Origin of the sequence: Vibrio coralliirubri (assembly GCF_024347375.1) — a bacterium.
GTDB classification, from domain to species: domain Bacteria; phylum Pseudomonadota; class Gammaproteobacteria; order Enterobacterales; family Vibrionaceae; genus Vibrio; species Vibrio coralliirubri.
Window position 1 is genome coordinate 2,098,512 of the sequence record NZ_AP025470.1, and the last position, 15,721, is coordinate 2,114,232.

Here is a 15,721-nt window from a genome sequence, read left to right on the forward strand (position 1 = left end):
ATTCGATTATCTTTTCTATGAAAACTAGGTTATAACTATTCAGAATTGGAAAATAGAGCCAATAAAAGAAGCGTGGATTCCACATTTGGAAAGGTTGAAGATTTGTACCAATTTCGCTCAATGGTTGAGCGAAAAGGTCAAATTGGGATGTGTGAAACGTTAGAATTCCGTTCCTCCCCTTTCCTTCCCTACGATCAATAAGAGATTGAAGAAGTGAGACCACCCGACTGCATTCCATTGGATTGCTTAATTTGCACTGGCTTCTTATGGTTAAAATGCCTATTGTACAAACCATAAAATTATAAAGACTCGCGGCCTTTGCCACAGAGACTCTCCATTTAAAGCGAAAAGACTTACTATGAATTTTGATATCAATGCACTGAAACATCACCAACTGGTCGAAGATGGTCAATTAGAAGGGTGTTACATTCATCAGCCTGTGCAAGGCAGTCAGCCAGATGACAAAGCGGTTTTAGAAGAACGCCAAGCGTTGGAAAGCCAAGGATATAAGGTGGTTCAGGTTAAAGCAAAAGGCGGAACAACGACGTTTGCCGAGGCTATGCAAGAGCTCGCGAAAAAGACAGGCCACCAGCCTAAATAGCAAACGAGTGGATAGAGGGAGTTACAAAGTTCGCTAACAGCAGTCCTTCGAGCCCCCCTACCGCGCGATCTCAATATGCGCCATTTCATACTGACAACAAGGGCTGTAACTGGTGCTTTTTTGAGTTAGTTAGCTCTTATTGTCATAACCTCCCCTTTCATGTTTCAAAGGGATTGCTTTTATCCGTTGACAACTCATAACACTTGACCTGTCTACAGGTAACGACTTTAGAATGATTAACCTTATGCTTATCATGACTAAAGAGGCACATTTCGTTGTACCAATTACGAGACTTACAGCAGTCAAAGATATTTCAGCTCTTCGACCATCTACCATCGACAACGAAAGGGATCACTCTTGCCCTTATATCTACAGCACTGTTTACGATCGTTGGGGTATTTGTTCGACAGCTCAGCACAGACTATGACACCTTTCAGATCCTGTTCTTTCGCCAGCTCATCTTTATGTTGTTGCTCATGCCTGCGATCAGCAAAAATATCGCCGTGCTACTTAAGCCCAACAAAATATCGCTTCACCTACTAAGAATACTAGGCGCTTTTACCGCTCTATATTTTGGCTTTATTTCAGTGAGCAATATTCAATTTGCTGACGCAACAGCACTCGGTTTCTTGCAGGTGCTTTTTGTGGCTCTAATCGCTCATTTCGTGTTGGCAGAGCAGATCACCAGCAGTCGAATTTTCACGATTGTGGTTGGATTTATCGGGGTAATGACGGTTGTTCGACCGACCTTTGCTGCAAGCCATAGCCTTTATGTTTTATCTGGCGTGATTGCCGCACTAGGCGCGTCGGTAGCGGTAGTGTGTGTTAAGAAAGTTGCACAGAGCGAACCAAAGATAACATTGATGGCATACCAAGCTCTGGCAATTGGTTTGATGACATTAATACCAACCCTTTACTTATGGCGCACGCCAACAGTCGAAGACTTCATGTTACTGCTGTTAGTTGGCATCATCTCTTCATTTGCTCAGTATGTTGGTATCTCTGCATATAAATGGACGGAAGCCAACATCATTGCCAATGTTGAGTATGTAAAGATTATCTATTCACTTATTATTGGCTTAGTTGTCTTTTCTGAAATTCCTGATTTATGGTCAATGATTGACGCACTGATTATTCTTATTAGTGCATTGATTCCATTGATTTGGTCTCACTATCAAACAACCAAAGAGGATAGCCCTAAGTGTTGAGCATCAAACAGTTTTGTGAGCGACTTGAGGTATCTCGAACAACGGTTCTCTACTACGAGCGAAAGGGGCTAATCACTCCCGCAGCTAGAGCATCTAACGGTTATCGCCAATATGGCGAACGAGAGCTTGAAAGGTTTAGAGCAATACTTGCCTATCGTTCTTATGGTATTCCTGTCAGTGAGATTGGGAGCCTGCTACAGCAATCTCAGGATGAAGACCGAGATGTGGTACTAAGACAACAGTTTGCTGCCCTCGATCTAGAAATTCAAAAGTTGCGCCAGCAGCAACAATCCATAATGGCTTTACTCAAAGAGCCTGAACTTCGTAATCAAGGCCTACTCACCAAAGAGCGTTGGACAGAAATACTTAAAGAATCAGGAATGGATGAACAGGGTATGATCAATTGGCACAAACGCTTTGAGCAGATGGAGCCACTAGGACATCTCAAATTCCTTCAATCTTTAAATATCGATGAAGATGAAATTGAGCAGATAAGGGCGTGGTCACGAAAGCCATGAGGTATTGATATAAATTACCTACATTCCACGAGTTAAAGGCTATTAGGTGATTCATCGACGCGTTTTTCTAGGATTTGTTCTAGATTGGTTTATTGTTATTACCCGAATACCTAAAGGCCTCGCAGTTCGAGGCCTTACGTTTTTCATTTAACGTTTACAGCTACCCTACTTCACTGGCTTCTCTTGTTAACTTTCCTTACTGACCTAAGTTACTGACTCAGCTTACTGAACTTCGGCAAGCTTTTCACAAACCTCTGGTGTACATCCATATAAGTTTGCATATAGATTTCATCGATATTGTCACCACTCGGGAAACTGGATGAGAAATCTACGTGGTTGCGGTCGATGGACAATTTAGCCGCCTCGACAATATGAGCGATGAACATTCTAGGATCTTCCAAGCCGATAGAGATACGCATTGTGGTCGGTTTGATGCCTGCTTCATTTAACGCTTCATCGCTGAGCTCTGAGTGCGTGGTCAGTGCCGGACACAACGCGACCGTATTGGTTTGCCCTAAGCTGACTTGCATGCCGATTGCTGGCTCAAGCATGTCGAAGAACTGTTTAAAGCCATCTCGATTGATTGGCGGACGGTCGCCGTTACCTTCCATATCAATAGTGAAAAGCGCTGCTGGCAATCCCAAGTACATGTTGTTCTGGCAGTGTTGATAGTTGTCACTGTCTGGCAAAGCAGGACACGACACATTAATGTCTGGGTGAGCATCAAAGATCTTCGCGAGAGTCAGTGTATTAATCGTTTTCTGCACCACGCGCATCTCATAGGTTTTCATGCCATTGAGCACTTCAAACGCTTTGTCTGCATCTAAGAATGCGCCCTTAATGTAGTACACATTCCAAAACAACGTTTCGTTCCATGGAATGGTGGCCGCATCGCCGTTAGGTTTGGTGAAAGTAACCTCCTCCCCCTTTGGAACAAACATAGTCTCATTGCGACCAATCACAACCCCAGCGGTTGTGGTACCAGAACCCGCCAGTTCTTTTGTGTAGGAGTGAATCACATAATCTGGCCTTTCCATCACATCATCACGTTTCAGTACTGGATGTAATAAAGGCGTTCCCACTGTCGAGTCAACAATCACATCCCAACCTCGAGAGTGGCCGGCTTTACTGATACTAGCAACATCTAACACGTATCCATGGGGGTTACACGGTGACTCTAGGTAGACGTAGATTTTCTTACCCGCAGCGATGCGATCAGCGTATTTATCGGCAACTTCATCAAGGCGAGTCGCAAACTCATCACCGGAGTAACCATCCACCCACTCTACCGCGACATTCAGATTAGAAGGTTTTCCAAACCAATCTTCCAACAGCTGGTAAGAACCGCCGTAGATATTGCGTGAGGCTAATACTATGTCTTCATGCCCGAGCAAATGGCTCAACAACCCATCAATGGCCGCCATACCGGAGTTGAAGTTCCATGCGAGATACTCGTTAGCTCTAGATCCTGCTTCAAGGTCAACCATGTGGTTTGCCAGTGAGATCGATGTCGGGTTAAGCAGTCGAGAGTAAATATCGTGCAGCGGCTCTTTACCATTGAACGCATCTTCAATCCATTCTGTACACGCAAACAAATAGGTCGCGGTTCTTGTAATCACAGGGCTAGCAGAGAAAATAGCAGCCACATTATCGAAAATTGGATACGCACCTTTAGACGCAAAATTACCATTATTGGTGGCGATAGACTGGTAAGTGGCGCGCATTGGGTTTTGCAGATTATCGAGGATCTTAGCGATCTGGAATGACAAAAAACGTTTGGCGTTAAACCAAGCGATTCGGTCACTCTTGTCGAGTTCTGAAAGTCCATCAACCGTCAGTGCCCAAAGGTCGTGTGTCTTGGTATTGGCTTTGTACAGTGTCGTCGCCAGTTCGATAAGCGTGACGCCATAATCACTGTTTGGGTCGATACCAAAATGCTTTGCTTGCTCTATGGCAAGGGCTTCTGCTTGTTCGTGTTTGGTTGTTTTACGCAGCGGGCTAAGTTGAGTTGAAGTATTCATAATTCCTAAATCATTCCATGCTTGTTGTTCCTCCTTTAATTTTAGTTTTGGGCAGATGTTAAAAATTGCTATTTGCGAAGTAAGACATACACTTTGAGCAATAATATTGCCAAACTAAATTCAATATTGATGGATTATGCTAATGGATGAGATCGACAAGAAAATACTGGCTGAACTGCAAAACAACGCACGACTGTCTAATCAAGAGTTGGCCGATCGAGTGGCACTGTCGCCCTCCCCTTGCTTACGCCGAGTTCGAGCACTGGAGAAACAAGGGATTATTCGCGGTTATCACGCCAGTGTCGACCAAGAGGCGTGTGGCCTGCCGGTTAATGTATTTGTCTTGGTGAAACTTGAAAAGCCAACTGAAGAGAATATGCGAGACTTTGAACAGCACATCGAAGTGATTGACGAGGTGTTGGAGTGCTTTTTGATGACGGGCAATCACGACTACCTATTGCATGTCGTCAGTGAATCACTCAAAAGCTACGAGCAGTTCATCCGCAAACAACTAACTCGCCTGCCCAATATCGCTTCTATTGAATCCAGCTTCGCGTTTGGGCAGGTCAAAACCAAGACTAAGTTGCCAGTAAGATAGAGAAGTGCGTTTGTGCACGCTAAGAGTATGTTGCTCCTTATACTTGAGCAGTTGCCAAAAGTTGCGTCACTTTAAGATTTATTAGTTCTACGACCTTTTTTACAAACTGGGTCCTTTCATTCCCCGACAATTCTAGGGCTGCAGCTAGGTTGGGGATAGCCCAATGAAGGCGATGTGGTGCGTGCGAACAAACCACGTTGACGCATCCAATAAACAGGTGACATTGTTCATCGCTTGCTTGGTCACACAGCGTAATCACGTAATCAAATTTTTCATTAGCCTTTTTGTATTCAAATACCGTTTTACTCTCGGCCTTGACCGCCACATCGAGCACATTAGACAGCTCATCTAAGATAACTTTAGGGGTTTCCCCAGGTTCGAAACCTGAGCAGGTAGCTCGTATCATCCCATTAGATTTCTGTTCTACCATCGCTTTGGCGATAGCCGCTCTCACGCCTTTTTTAACGCAAACAAATAGCACGCTGATAGGAGATACATCCATATTAAAAACCCCTTTTGAGTTAGTCACCGTATATTAAACATAGATAGTTAAAGGAGATTTTCAACAGCAAGCTTACTGGTGACAACCAAGAAGCTCCGGCCTAAGTATTCGACCAGATGGATTAATCCCGCTCTTAAAGAAGATATTTATCCTATATTTTTCATATAACTTCGAAAAATAACATGGAAGTAATTTAAGCATGGCAAAGCTATCTTCAATTAGTCCTAAAGTGCTGCTTGTACTCTTTCTTTTGCTTACGTCTTTGACATACGGTGGCATATCGCTCTATGTTCTCACTAATCACAGTCAATCGACCGTCAAACAGTTGCAAAGCGGTAACAGCCGTTTTGAGCTTGAGTCTGCAAAAATTTTTATGGAGAAATACCTAGAAGTTGCAGAAGATCGCATTGTTTTAGCTTCGCAATACCAAGGAGTCATCGACGCAGCGTCGAGCTCAGATCTAGAGCGCCTGTCATTTAACCTAGAGCGATTCAAAGGACAGAATCAATCTATGCAATTTGCTGTGCGAGATCGCACCGGTCAATTGTTGTTTGAAGATACCTTTCGCCACCCTGCTTCAAAACAAGAGCAAGCCATCTTTAACGCAATCGCTAATCAAGAAGTAGAAGAGCGTATTTTGTACCTTTTGCATGACGATGCTAATCATATTTGTATCAAACTCTTTATGCCTCTATACCAAAATGGAGATTTTACAGGAGTTTTATATGGTGAAACTGCCGTCGATTATGACGACTTCTTTGGTTCATTTGTCACCAATCGTGCGCGCTGGTATGAGCTTAGTCAAACAGAGTCACCGATAGCATCTTTGATCGAAAATGATGCCTCCCACACGCATAGTGATCATTCACATACCACAGTGGAGAACAAATACAGTGAGGAAGAGTGGCTATTGACTCAAACGGCGTTGACCAGAGGGGGGTTAGTGTTAACCCAAGGGATAAGCCGCTCTTTTGTAACAGAGCAGTTATTGAGTTTACAAAAGGAACTGCTAAACGGGCTTTTGATTGTTTTAGCACTTGGTTCTATCTTAGTTTTTTTGATGGGGCAGAAATTATTTGTTAACCCCCACCGAGAATTAGAAGGGTCGAAGAAGCTACTTGAAGAATCGAATAAGCGATTAGCAGAACAAGAACGTGAAAGTCACCTTCTTGCAACGGTAGTAAAAACGGCCAGAGATGGCGTTGTTATAACGGATAAGAAAGGACACATAGAGTGGGTAAACAGTGCTTTTGAGACAATGACGGGCTATCACTTAGATTCAATAAAAGGACTAAGACCAGGAGCCTTTTTACAAGGGGAAGACACTTGTATCAAAACGGCTAGCCGTATAGGTTCAGCTATCCAAAAAGGCAACCAAGTTAAAGCGGAAATATTGAATTACGCGCTCGACAAAACCCCCTATTGGATCGACATTGATATCGTACCTTTACGTAATGATAAAGGTGACGTTGAGCGTTTTATCGCGATTGAACGTAATATCACAGAATTTAAAAAGCTTGAGCTTGAATTAGAAGATCAAGCAAATAAAGCAAGCCAAGCGAGTGAGGCAAAATCATTATTTTTGGCCACCATGAGCCATGAGATTAGAACTCCGATGAACGGCTTGCTTGGGATTCTACAAATGCTTGTCGACGACTTAGAAAAAGAAGAACAGAAAGAGGTTCTTCGGTTAGCGCTTGATTCAGGAGAGCACCTAATTGCGATTCTCAATGATATTTTGGACTTAGCGAAAATAGAAAAGGACAGTTTAGAGATCGATTCACACCCATTCAAAATGTCCGACATTACCAATCCCGTTTTGAACACATATCAAACCTTGTGCTCTGAAAAAGGCATTGGATTTTCTTTGCTTGATGATAGCGATGCCGCCTTCTCATACAATGGCGATTCCGTCCGAATCCGACAAGTCATTCTTAATTTAGTCGGAAATGCACTTAAGTTCACCGAAAGTGGCTCAATCAACGTCACTATCAAACCTCTAGGCGGTTCTGCGATGGAGTTCGCTGTAGAGGATAGCGGCATCGGGATCCCAAATAGTAGGCTGATCTCCATCTTTAATGAGTTTGAGCAAGCCGATCTATCTACGACAAGGAACTATGGCGGCACTGGGCTTGGATTAGCAATTTGTCATAAGCTTGTGACTTTGATGAACGGACAGCTCCATGTAACAAGTGAACTAGGTACAGGAAGCCGCTTTAGTTTTGTCATCGACCTGCCAACGGTTGCGTCTGAGGATGAGAAAATAACAACAACGCAAGAAGTCGACCTCACTCCGTTTAAAGTTCTAGTAACCGATGACAACAAAATGAACCTTCTCATCGCCAACGGTTTTCTAGATAAACTGAACGTTGAGTGTCTCACTTGTAACAACGGTTATGAGGCTTTAGCGCATCTTGAGACAGGTCGTTTCAACCTCGCCATTATTGATAACCATATGCCAAACATGAATGGTCTAGAAACAGTCAAGAAAATAAGACAAGCTGGACATGACGATCTTGTTATCTTCGGCTGGACAGCAGATATCATGCAAACATCGACACAAGCTTTCTTAGAGGCTGGTGCAAATGAAGTGTTAGCGAAACCCTTGATAAAAGATGACCTCGTCGAAGCACTTTCTCGCTACCTCAACCACATTAAAACGGTAGACAGGGCAAGCTAGCCAGGCTTTTATAACTGGCTCGTTTTATCATAAGCTTGTTTTTTCATAATTAACGCGGCAAGCTTTCGCTTCATTGTATAGAAGGCATTGAATAGTCGTCTCCAATCATACAGACAAGTGCGCCGCCAAAAGCTTTGTCGTAACGTATTTTTCCTGTCGCATCTGAGCTTTCTATGCTCGAGCTGCCGTCTATAATCTGATTAATTTCTTGTGCGACTTTTGTTGGTACCAACCAGATGCAAGCTGCAACAGAGCAAGTGGATGATGACGATTCGCAACCCGTCTCGGAGCTTCCTCGTACCCAAAGACTATCCTTTTCCTTAAGCAGTAATTGCGTTGCTATGTAATCTGGGTGGTCGATGTACTGATCGCCCCCTATCCATGTATCGTCATAAGGTAGGTATGGCCCTTGCCATGTGGATAAGCCCGGATTTTCAATTAAGTGATTGATATTTAAGTAGCCGAAGTTCGTATCGGTATCGGAGGTAATCGGAGGCAGAGAGCCATTATCACGAGAATATTGCTCCGCAGCATCCAAAACAGTATTCAGTTGCCCGATTAGAAATTTTGCCTCATCGACACGGGACATACGGTTCCCGAACTGGTTGTAGATAAAAAAAGCGGCAATGAGCATCAATAAGCCAAACGTTACAAGTTTCCATTTTTTTATCTGACGCAAAAGTTTCAACATCTATTTTTATCTCTCATCAAGAAGGTTCTGATAACGCTAAGGTCGCCCCTATGGGAAAGATTATACCAGAGTAAAATCAAGCGTTTTGCATTGAAACGTACTTGTCCATGTCTGCGGCAAATAAGCCTAGTTCTGATGTGCCCAACTTCTAGCTAGAACCTCCCTAAAAACAAACAATCATCACACCCTATTTCACTGACTTAACCCCTTACATCAACCTTGTGTTGATTGATTCAGTAAAACAAACCAAAGCGATGGGAATCGATTCGAAGTGATCGTTTTATCTGACTGTCATCTAATTTTTGTACTTTGATATAACAAATAGCTTAAAAGATATTGAGCGATCGTTCAATTACGTGAAATTTCCACTATAGTTGTTTGGTCAAACAACTCACAACAAGGAAAAGTTATGAATCCAAATACCGAATCGCAATCAACGCCGACTCGATCTATCCCTCAAGAAGCATTTGATTGGTACGACGAATATGCACACGGCCTGATTGATCGCAGAGAGTTTATGGCTCGTCTATCTGGTCTAGCTGTACTTGGCTTAACCATGACGACGTTAACTTCTGCACTGATTCCTAATTATGCGCAGGCAGAGCAAGTCTCTTTCAATGATCCTTCCATCAAAGCAACTTACGAGAAGTTTCCTTCACCTAAAGGGCACGGCGAAGGCTATGGCTACTTGGTGGTACCCAAAGAGTTAAAGGGCAATGCGCCTGTTGTATTGGTCATTCATGAAAATAGAGGCTTAAACCCATACATAAAGGATGTGGCAAGACGACTCGCTGCGGCGGGTTTTATTGCGTTTGCACCTGATGCACTCTATTCGCTTGGTGGGTATCCAGGTAATGACGACCAAGGTCGAACAATGCAGAAGTCGCTATCACGAGAGAAAATCGAAGAAGACTTTATCGCTGCTGCAAACTTCTTGAAATCCCATGAAAAAAGTAACGGCAAGCTAGGCGCAGTCGGTTTCTGCTTCGGTGGCTACATCGTGAATATGTTGGCGGCTGTCATGCCAGAACAACTCGATGCGGGCGTTCCCTTTTATGGTACTCCTGCCGCACCAGATTTGAGAAAGAACGTAAAAGGCCCCTTGCTGATCCAATTTGCAGGAATCGATAAACGCGTGAACGCAACTTGGCCAGACTATGAAGCCGAACTCAAAGAGAACGAAGCAGACTACACAGCTTACATCTATGACGGCGTGAACCATGGCTTCCATAACGATTCAACTGGCCGCTATGCTGAAGAAGAAGCAGAGTTAGCTTGGAAACGTACACTTGAGTTCTTTAACCAAAAGCTTTCTTAATAGGCAATAGAGTAATTTGATCTGTTGTGGAATCTAAATTTACATTGTGCAGTTATCTGGAAGGTGTTACTAATTTGTCCTATGAACAGAATTGACGTAAATGCAAAAACCACCACTACCACCATGAGGTTACTCAGGGGGTAGGCTTTTGCGTCGTCAAAAAACCTCTGAGTGAGTCATCGCCAGAGGTTTTTTTGTATCTAGGCTTTGTATTTCACTCAGAACAAATAAGAGATGTTCGTTCTACGCGAATTAAATTGAACTTCAGCTATTAATTATAGATAGAAGTGATAACTCAGTTAGGAGAAGAAATGCAACCTAAAGATAATAAAGAGCAAGTAAGCCGAGTTTCATCTCAGTTTGAAGAAACTGCTGTAATACCTGGCTCGGCACAAATAACACCGATTCTTGTTTATGGTAAGCGTCGTATTAAAAAAGAAAAACTTGGTGAATTTAATAGTGCATTTCAAGCTTTCTCCAAATCAGCTTACGAAGAAAACCCAGACATAAAAGCAATCTTTGCCTTTCCTGATAAAGAAGATCCTTTGGCATACTGGCATATTTTATGGATACGAAGTGCCCGAGCGTTTAACGATTACTTGTCTCGCCCTACTCAAGGAGAACCCTTGTGGGATACGTATGATTTCTCATCTGAAAGCCCAGACACTTTAGCTGTGTATGGCGGGTGGGATGAAGAGACAAGAACGAAAACTAAAGCTGTTTCAGGCGTTCGCTACGAATTTAAGAATAGTATTGCAGGCTTCATGAAACCTGATGGCGGTAGAGAAGAAGGTCCTCCGTTATTTGGGTTTACTACGCGTTGTGTAAAACCTGGCCGAATACAGAATCTAGGCACTTCATTCCAGACCGTATGTGACATGTGGTTCCAAAAGATTCCAGGTATCTTGATGGCTGCTGTCTTCCCAGATGAAAACACACCTAATTTGGTTCACGACTTGAGAATATTTGCCAACCATAGCTCTTACTTAGCGCATGTCGACAAGTCTGACAATTTGCTAACGGAAGCAATGGCAGTGTGGTTTGAAAATTACGATACCAGTATCCCATTTTCAGGACAACTTTATGCCGCGAACACAAAAGATGAAGCTCTGCATACAAGTTCGATTAAATCGAGTTCCACGCCCAGAGCCCAGCTTGAGACATTCCATTTTGGCGAAGATGGTATGTTGGGGCAAATGGCGAATATGACTCGGAATGACTAACAACGGACTCAGTATCTATCGAGTTACTCTAGTTCATAAAGGCCTAGGCAACAAATATAAGCTAGAAACTACTATAAGAATGTGGAACGCGATTTTCTTCATCCCAACCCGATAACTCAATATTGATCAATGATTTGCGCTTCTCATTGCACAGTGAAGCGATATTGATGATAGGCAACTGGCTGCGAAACTGCGCGGTGAGTATCACCTTTTTACTTTCACTAAGGCTGCTTCGACATTGCGCCAAAATCGCCTCAGTATCTAGCTGGTGTGCGTTCTCGATAATTTGGATATCAGCGTTTTCTTGATAGCAATCTATCAGCCAAGATACAGCAGGCTCTTCGATGCTGGTGAGCACGATAACATCTTTTGTTGTGACCAATTCTTTGAGTTCAGATAGTTTGAGTTCAGTTTCCATAATTAGGGCGTGTTGATCTTTCGAGCTGATTTTTGCAGCGAGTTGCTGGGTATTTATACAAGGCAGAGGCATCGATGTGTAGCTAGCCTACATGAGAAGCCGATAACGTAGTAGAAATGACCAGCAAACGCTGCCCGAAGGGTTCGAGCTGGGCGCCCCCGCAAAAAGCGTTTTACTCTTTGTTGAGGGAGATTTGCTTAGAATGACTAGGCTACTTCTCCCTCGCCGCGATTAAAACGCTTTTATCTCGAACAAAATTTAACCGCGAAAGGTCAACACGCCCTAATCTCATTCAGCTGCAAATACATTAAAGTCGGTTGCCCAGTTTAGCCTGTGCCAAATGATAGCCTCTGTCTATCATCTCTTTTGAGCGTTCAAACTCCAACGTACCACAGGCATTACGTGGCACCTCAAGGGTAATATCGGCAGGATAAGCAGCGAGTTTCTGGCGAGCGATAGTCGACTGCATCGCATCAAACGCTTGGTTGGCAATGTCGTAAGCTGCAAAGTTGAAGCTCATTTTACTTTTGACGTTATTGCCTAGGTTATCGATAAAGTGAGCAACCTTATCGTGCAGGTTACTCTCTTTTGTAGGCAGGGAAACTGGTGTCACTTCTTGTTTAAGCAGTTCAGGTTCGCCACCTAAGTTCACAGCTATTGTGACGTCTGTGTTGTCGCCAAAGGTTGGAGCAATCGGTACAGGATTAAGCACTCCCCCATCAATCAACTCTTCACCATTGATGACATGAGGTGTGAAGAACAGTGGCAGAGAGATAGAAGCGCGAATGGCATCAAACAGAGAACCGGACTTCAGCCAAACCTCTTTTTCTTCAGCGACATTAGCAGCAACGGCGGTATAAGGAATAGGCAGATCTTCAATAGCAATCTCACCGATCAGTTGACGCAGTGAGTCTATGATTTTGTCCCCTTTGAACATGCCACTCGATTGCCATGAAAAGTCCAACAACATCGTCATATCAGACTGGTCGATACTAGTGATCCACTCTTCAAATTCATCCAACTTGCCCGCAGCGTAAACACCGCCGATAAGCGCGCCAATTGAACAGCCAGAGATGGATTTGATCTGATAGCCATGCTCAATTAACCAACGGATCACTCCAACGTGAACCAAGCCTCTTGCGCCACCACTACCGAGTACCAATGAGATCGTTTTTGCCATCGTATCAATCCTTTAATTCATTAGCTCTTCAAAGCTTTAGGCAAAAATTATATCACCTCGTATAACTGTACGCAGTGTAATGCTTTGCAAAGGCTTAAAGTCGCTGGTGAACATCTTCATTTTGGGATAGTAAAAATTATCTTCTAGCGTATACCTTGGTCTCAGACGACTGAACAACGTTGAAGGGTGTTTCAGCATCCACCCTCCAAAACGCCAGAAAGCACTGATTGGTGGACGTTATCTGCCGCTTTAGCACCAAGCATTTCTTGTTGGATATTCGTTTATTACCAATAAAGCTCATCACCTACAAATAAACAGACACATACTCTCTACCGAGTCTAATACAAGTCGGCTTGCTCTACGACTAATGTCTAACCGACTGAGTCTATTTGTTTTTTTTGGTTTGGTATAAGGTACTAACAACTAAATGTTAATGAATCTTTAATTATAAGTTGACGCATTGTTTGCACTTCTGCGTGAGTAAACAACGTTTGTTGGAATAACACACCTAAGAGTGTGAACGAAAGGAATCAAAATGAGCACTACTTTAGAGTCCGCACATATACAAACAGAGAAGCCTCAAGCCAATGAGGATGAACTCACCTATGAACAACAACATAAACCAAGCTCAGAGTTTGAATCCCGAGAACAGTATCTAGAACACGAATTGCAAATCATGTCGCCTAAGCGCTGGCGTCCAAATTTGCCGTTTAAAGATTATCGATTTGAGATAGAAGACACCATCCCAGCGATGGCAGCGACCATTGGTAAAGTGGTTATGGTGGGCGCGATTGCAGCCACCTTTGCTGGTGCTCTCGGGTTAAATGAAGATTTTATTCTAGAAAACGTCCGTTATGAACTCCTCATCGCCTCTGTTTTCATCATCCTTTTCTCTGGTTTTCTATTGCCGACTGCAAACCTCGCAGGGACACACGGCCCACTTATCCCATTGATTCCGATTGTGGTTGCAGCAGGTGGACACCCGATGGCGTTTGGCCTGTTGATTGGCGCTTTTGGCTTACTCTTAGCCATCAGTAAAGGTGGCAGTATGTTAGCCAACCTCACCAGTAAAGGCGTTTGTGGTGGCTTGTTACTCTACCTTGGCTTTGTGGGAACCGCTTCTCAAGTGAAAAAGCTATTCGCTTGGGCTGAAGGAATCGGCATGAGCCACATCGCTTTTGTTGTGATCTTTTGCACCATTATTCTGTACGCGCTATTGGAGCACTTCCGTAAGCGTTGGTTAGCGGTACCTCTTAGCTGCTTGCTGGGTGGTACGATTGCATTTGCCATGGGTGCCCCATTCGCTTTCCACACTGAGCCAGGCTTACCTAACATGAACCCTATGTATTGGTGGGGAGAAGATACAGGTTGGATGCTAGGTCTACCGACGATTGAGCACTTCATGGTGGTATTGCCGTTTGCAATTTTGGCTGTCGCTATGTGGTCGCCAGATTTCTTAGGGCATCAAGTATTCCAAAAGATCAGCTACCCAGAGCGTACTGAAAAAGTACACATGAACATTGACGACACCATGACTACAGCGTCTATTCGTCAAACGTTTGGTTCTCTACTTGGTGGCACTAACTTTACGTCTTCATGGGGTACTTACATCGTACCAGCGGCGATTGCTAAACGCCCTATTCCTGCGGGCGCTTTGCTAACGGCTCTGTTTTGTATCATCGCCGCGGTTTGGGGTTACCCGATGGATTTAGCTATCTGGCAACCTGTACTGTGTGTCGCGCTGATTGTTGGGGTATTTGTGCCATTGCTAGAAGCAGGAATGGAAATGACGCGTGAAGGAAAAACCACACAGTCGGCAGCGATTGTTGTATTTTCTTCAGCGCTCGTTAACCCTGCATTTGGTTGGGCTCTCACTATGCTGTTGGACAACTTAGGTTTAGTTGGTTGTAAAGAACGTAGTAGCGAACTGAGCAAGATGAGCCGTTGGGTATTGCCAGGCATTATGTTTATTGTACTAACAAGTGTCATGGCGTTGGTTGGCCTTCTACCAGGGATTCCAGCGATTATCCCAAGCTTTCGTTAAGCTAGATTAATCGTTAACTTCGATAGAAATACAAAGGCCTCGTACATGCGAGGCCTTAGTTTTTCTATCAAGGGTTAATAGCCCTACTTCACTGGCTTTAATTCATTCGGGTAATGAAGGTTTGCTCGTCATCGACAAAAGCCACGTAATCGCCGTGATAGATGAAAACACGCCCTCTGCCCTCAACGATACACGCCAGTTGTGGGTTCAAATCTTCTTCAAGATCCTTACTTTGGTAGGTGCCAGTATCAGTGATGACGCCACGGAGTGTAGGCAAAAACCCACAGCTGCGCTTAGCTTGATCAATCAGGCTTAATTCACTGCTAATAGAAAAGTAAGACGGGATAGGACCAGCATCTTCGATAAACATCGGTTTCAGTTCTTCAAAAGCTGTAATCACCAGCCAGTCGATGCCGTTCACATGATGGATAAACATTGTTTATAAATACCTAGATTCTCGATAGTTCTGATGCGGGGATTCTATCACTATCAAGTGTAGAACGTGGGAGAAATTGAGTTTTGCTCGGAACACAAGAAGGCCCCGCAATCGCGAGCCCTCAGTGTTCTATCGAACCGTTACCCCTATCCTTTAACAACGACAGCACCCTACTCGTACTTCACTGACTTCACCGCTTTCGTCACGTTGTATTGAACGGTTCTAGCATCAAAATCCCCCTCTAGCTCCCCCTCAAATGGTGTTCTCCGATCTCTTTAGATTA

General features: G+C 43.8%; 14 protein-coding genes. 8 read left to right on the forward strand and 6 right to left on the reverse strand.

Annotated elements, in window-relative coordinates; all coding sequences use genetic code 11:
* Positions 1-358: 358 nt before the first annotated feature.
* The 3 genes from OCV20_RS09635 to OCV20_RS09645 all read left to right on the forward strand — a co-directional run bounded on the left by OCV20_RS09635 (position 359) and on the right by OCV20_RS09645 (position 2,327).
* The gene (locus OCV20_RS09635; RefSeq protein ID WP_048611711.1) at positions 359-601 is read left to right on the forward strand and encodes a hypothetical protein; all 243 of its coding nucleotides are present in this window, start codon (positions 359-361) and stop codon (positions 599-601) included.
* Positions 602-909: 308 nt separating this feature from the next.
* On the forward strand, positions 910-1,809 hold the full coding sequence (locus tag OCV20_RS09640) for a DMT family transporter (RefSeq protein WP_086775293.1): 900 nt from the start codon (positions 910-912) through the stop codon (positions 1,807-1,809).
* On the forward strand, positions 1,803-2,327 hold the full coding sequence (locus OCV20_RS09645; protein WP_086775279.1) for a MerR family transcriptional regulator: 525 nt from the start codon (positions 1,803-1,805) through the stop codon (positions 2,325-2,327). Before OCV20_RS09640 ends, OCV20_RS09645 begins: the two co-directional genes overlap by 7 nt.
* A gap of 209 nt (positions 2,328-2,536) precedes the next feature.
* Here the strand turns inward: OCV20_RS09645 and OCV20_RS09650 are convergent, their stop codons facing one another.
* The gene (locus OCV20_RS09650) at positions 2,537-4,348 is read right to left on the reverse strand and encodes a PLP-dependent transferase (protein ID WP_086775280.1); all 1,812 of its coding nucleotides are present in this window, start codon (positions 4,346-4,348) and stop codon (positions 2,537-2,539) included.
* Between the two features lie 142 nt (positions 4,349-4,490).
* Between OCV20_RS09650 and OCV20_RS09655 the strand changes: the two genes are divergently transcribed.
* Entirely contained in the window at positions 4,491-4,946 is a 456-nt protein-coding gene (locus tag OCV20_RS09655) for an Lrp/AsnC family transcriptional regulator (protein WP_017059083.1), read from the forward strand.
* A gap of 37 nt (positions 4,947-4,983) precedes the next feature.
* On the opposite strand, the gene OCV20_RS09660 is transcribed toward OCV20_RS09655, so the two are convergent.
* Complete coding sequence (locus OCV20_RS09660; RefSeq protein WP_048617416.1) at positions 4,984-5,448, reverse strand: arsenate reductase/protein-tyrosine-phosphatase family protein; 465 nt, start codon at positions 5,446-5,448, stop codon at positions 4,984-4,986.
* A 199-nt stretch (positions 5,449-5,647) separates the two neighbouring features.
* Between OCV20_RS09660 and OCV20_RS09665 the strand changes: the two genes are divergently transcribed.
* On the forward strand, positions 5,648-8,128 hold the full coding sequence (locus tag OCV20_RS09665) for a PAS domain-containing hybrid sensor histidine kinase/response regulator (protein ID WP_086775281.1): 2,481 nt from the start codon (positions 5,648-5,650) through the stop codon (positions 8,126-8,128).
* A 70-nt stretch (positions 8,129-8,198) separates the two neighbouring features.
* Here the strand turns inward: OCV20_RS09665 and OCV20_RS09670 are convergent, their stop codons facing one another.
* The gene (locus OCV20_RS09670) at positions 8,199-8,819 is read right to left on the reverse strand and encodes a type II secretion system protein (protein ID WP_086775282.1); all 621 of its coding nucleotides are present in this window, start codon (positions 8,817-8,819) and stop codon (positions 8,199-8,201) included.
* A 409-nt stretch (positions 8,820-9,228) separates the two neighbouring features.
* Between OCV20_RS09670 and OCV20_RS09675 the strand changes: the two genes are divergently transcribed.
* Both OCV20_RS09675 and OCV20_RS09680 read left to right on the forward strand, forming a co-directional pair.
* Positions 9,229-10,137 (forward strand): dienelactone hydrolase family protein, encoded by a 909-nt coding sequence (locus tag OCV20_RS09675; RefSeq protein ID WP_086775283.1) that lies wholly within the window; start codon positions 9,229-9,231, stop codon positions 10,135-10,137.
* Positions 10,138-10,448: 311 nt separating this feature from the next.
* Positions 10,449-11,360 (forward strand): hypothetical protein, encoded by a 912-nt coding sequence (locus OCV20_RS09680; protein WP_086775284.1) that lies wholly within the window; start codon positions 10,449-10,451, stop codon positions 11,358-11,360.
* 61 nt (positions 11,361-11,421) lie between these two features.
* On the opposite strand, the gene OCV20_RS09685 is transcribed toward OCV20_RS09680, so the two are convergent.
* The gene (locus OCV20_RS09685) at positions 11,422-11,778 is read right to left on the reverse strand and encodes a hypothetical protein (protein ID WP_086775285.1); all 357 of its coding nucleotides are present in this window, start codon (positions 11,776-11,778) and stop codon (positions 11,422-11,424) included.
* A 307-nt stretch (positions 11,779-12,085) separates the two neighbouring features.
* Entirely contained in the window at positions 12,086-12,958 is an 873-nt protein-coding gene (locus OCV20_RS09690) for a patatin-like phospholipase family protein (RefSeq protein ID WP_086775286.1), read from the reverse strand.
* A 535-nt stretch (positions 12,959-13,493) separates the two neighbouring features.
* Between OCV20_RS09690 and OCV20_RS09695 the strand changes: the two genes are divergently transcribed.
* Entirely contained in the window at positions 13,494-15,002 is a 1,509-nt protein-coding gene (locus OCV20_RS09695) for a DUF3360 domain-containing protein (protein ID WP_048611698.1), read from the forward strand.
* 97 nt (positions 15,003-15,099) lie between these two features.
* Here the strand turns inward: OCV20_RS09695 and OCV20_RS09700 are convergent, their stop codons facing one another.
* Positions 15,100-15,438 carry a hypothetical protein gene (locus OCV20_RS09700; protein ID WP_048617429.1) on the reverse strand — a complete coding sequence of 113 codons (339 nt, stop codon included), beginning with the start codon at positions 15,436-15,438 and terminating at the stop codon, positions 15,100-15,102.
* Positions 15,439-15,721: the final 283 nt, after the last annotated feature.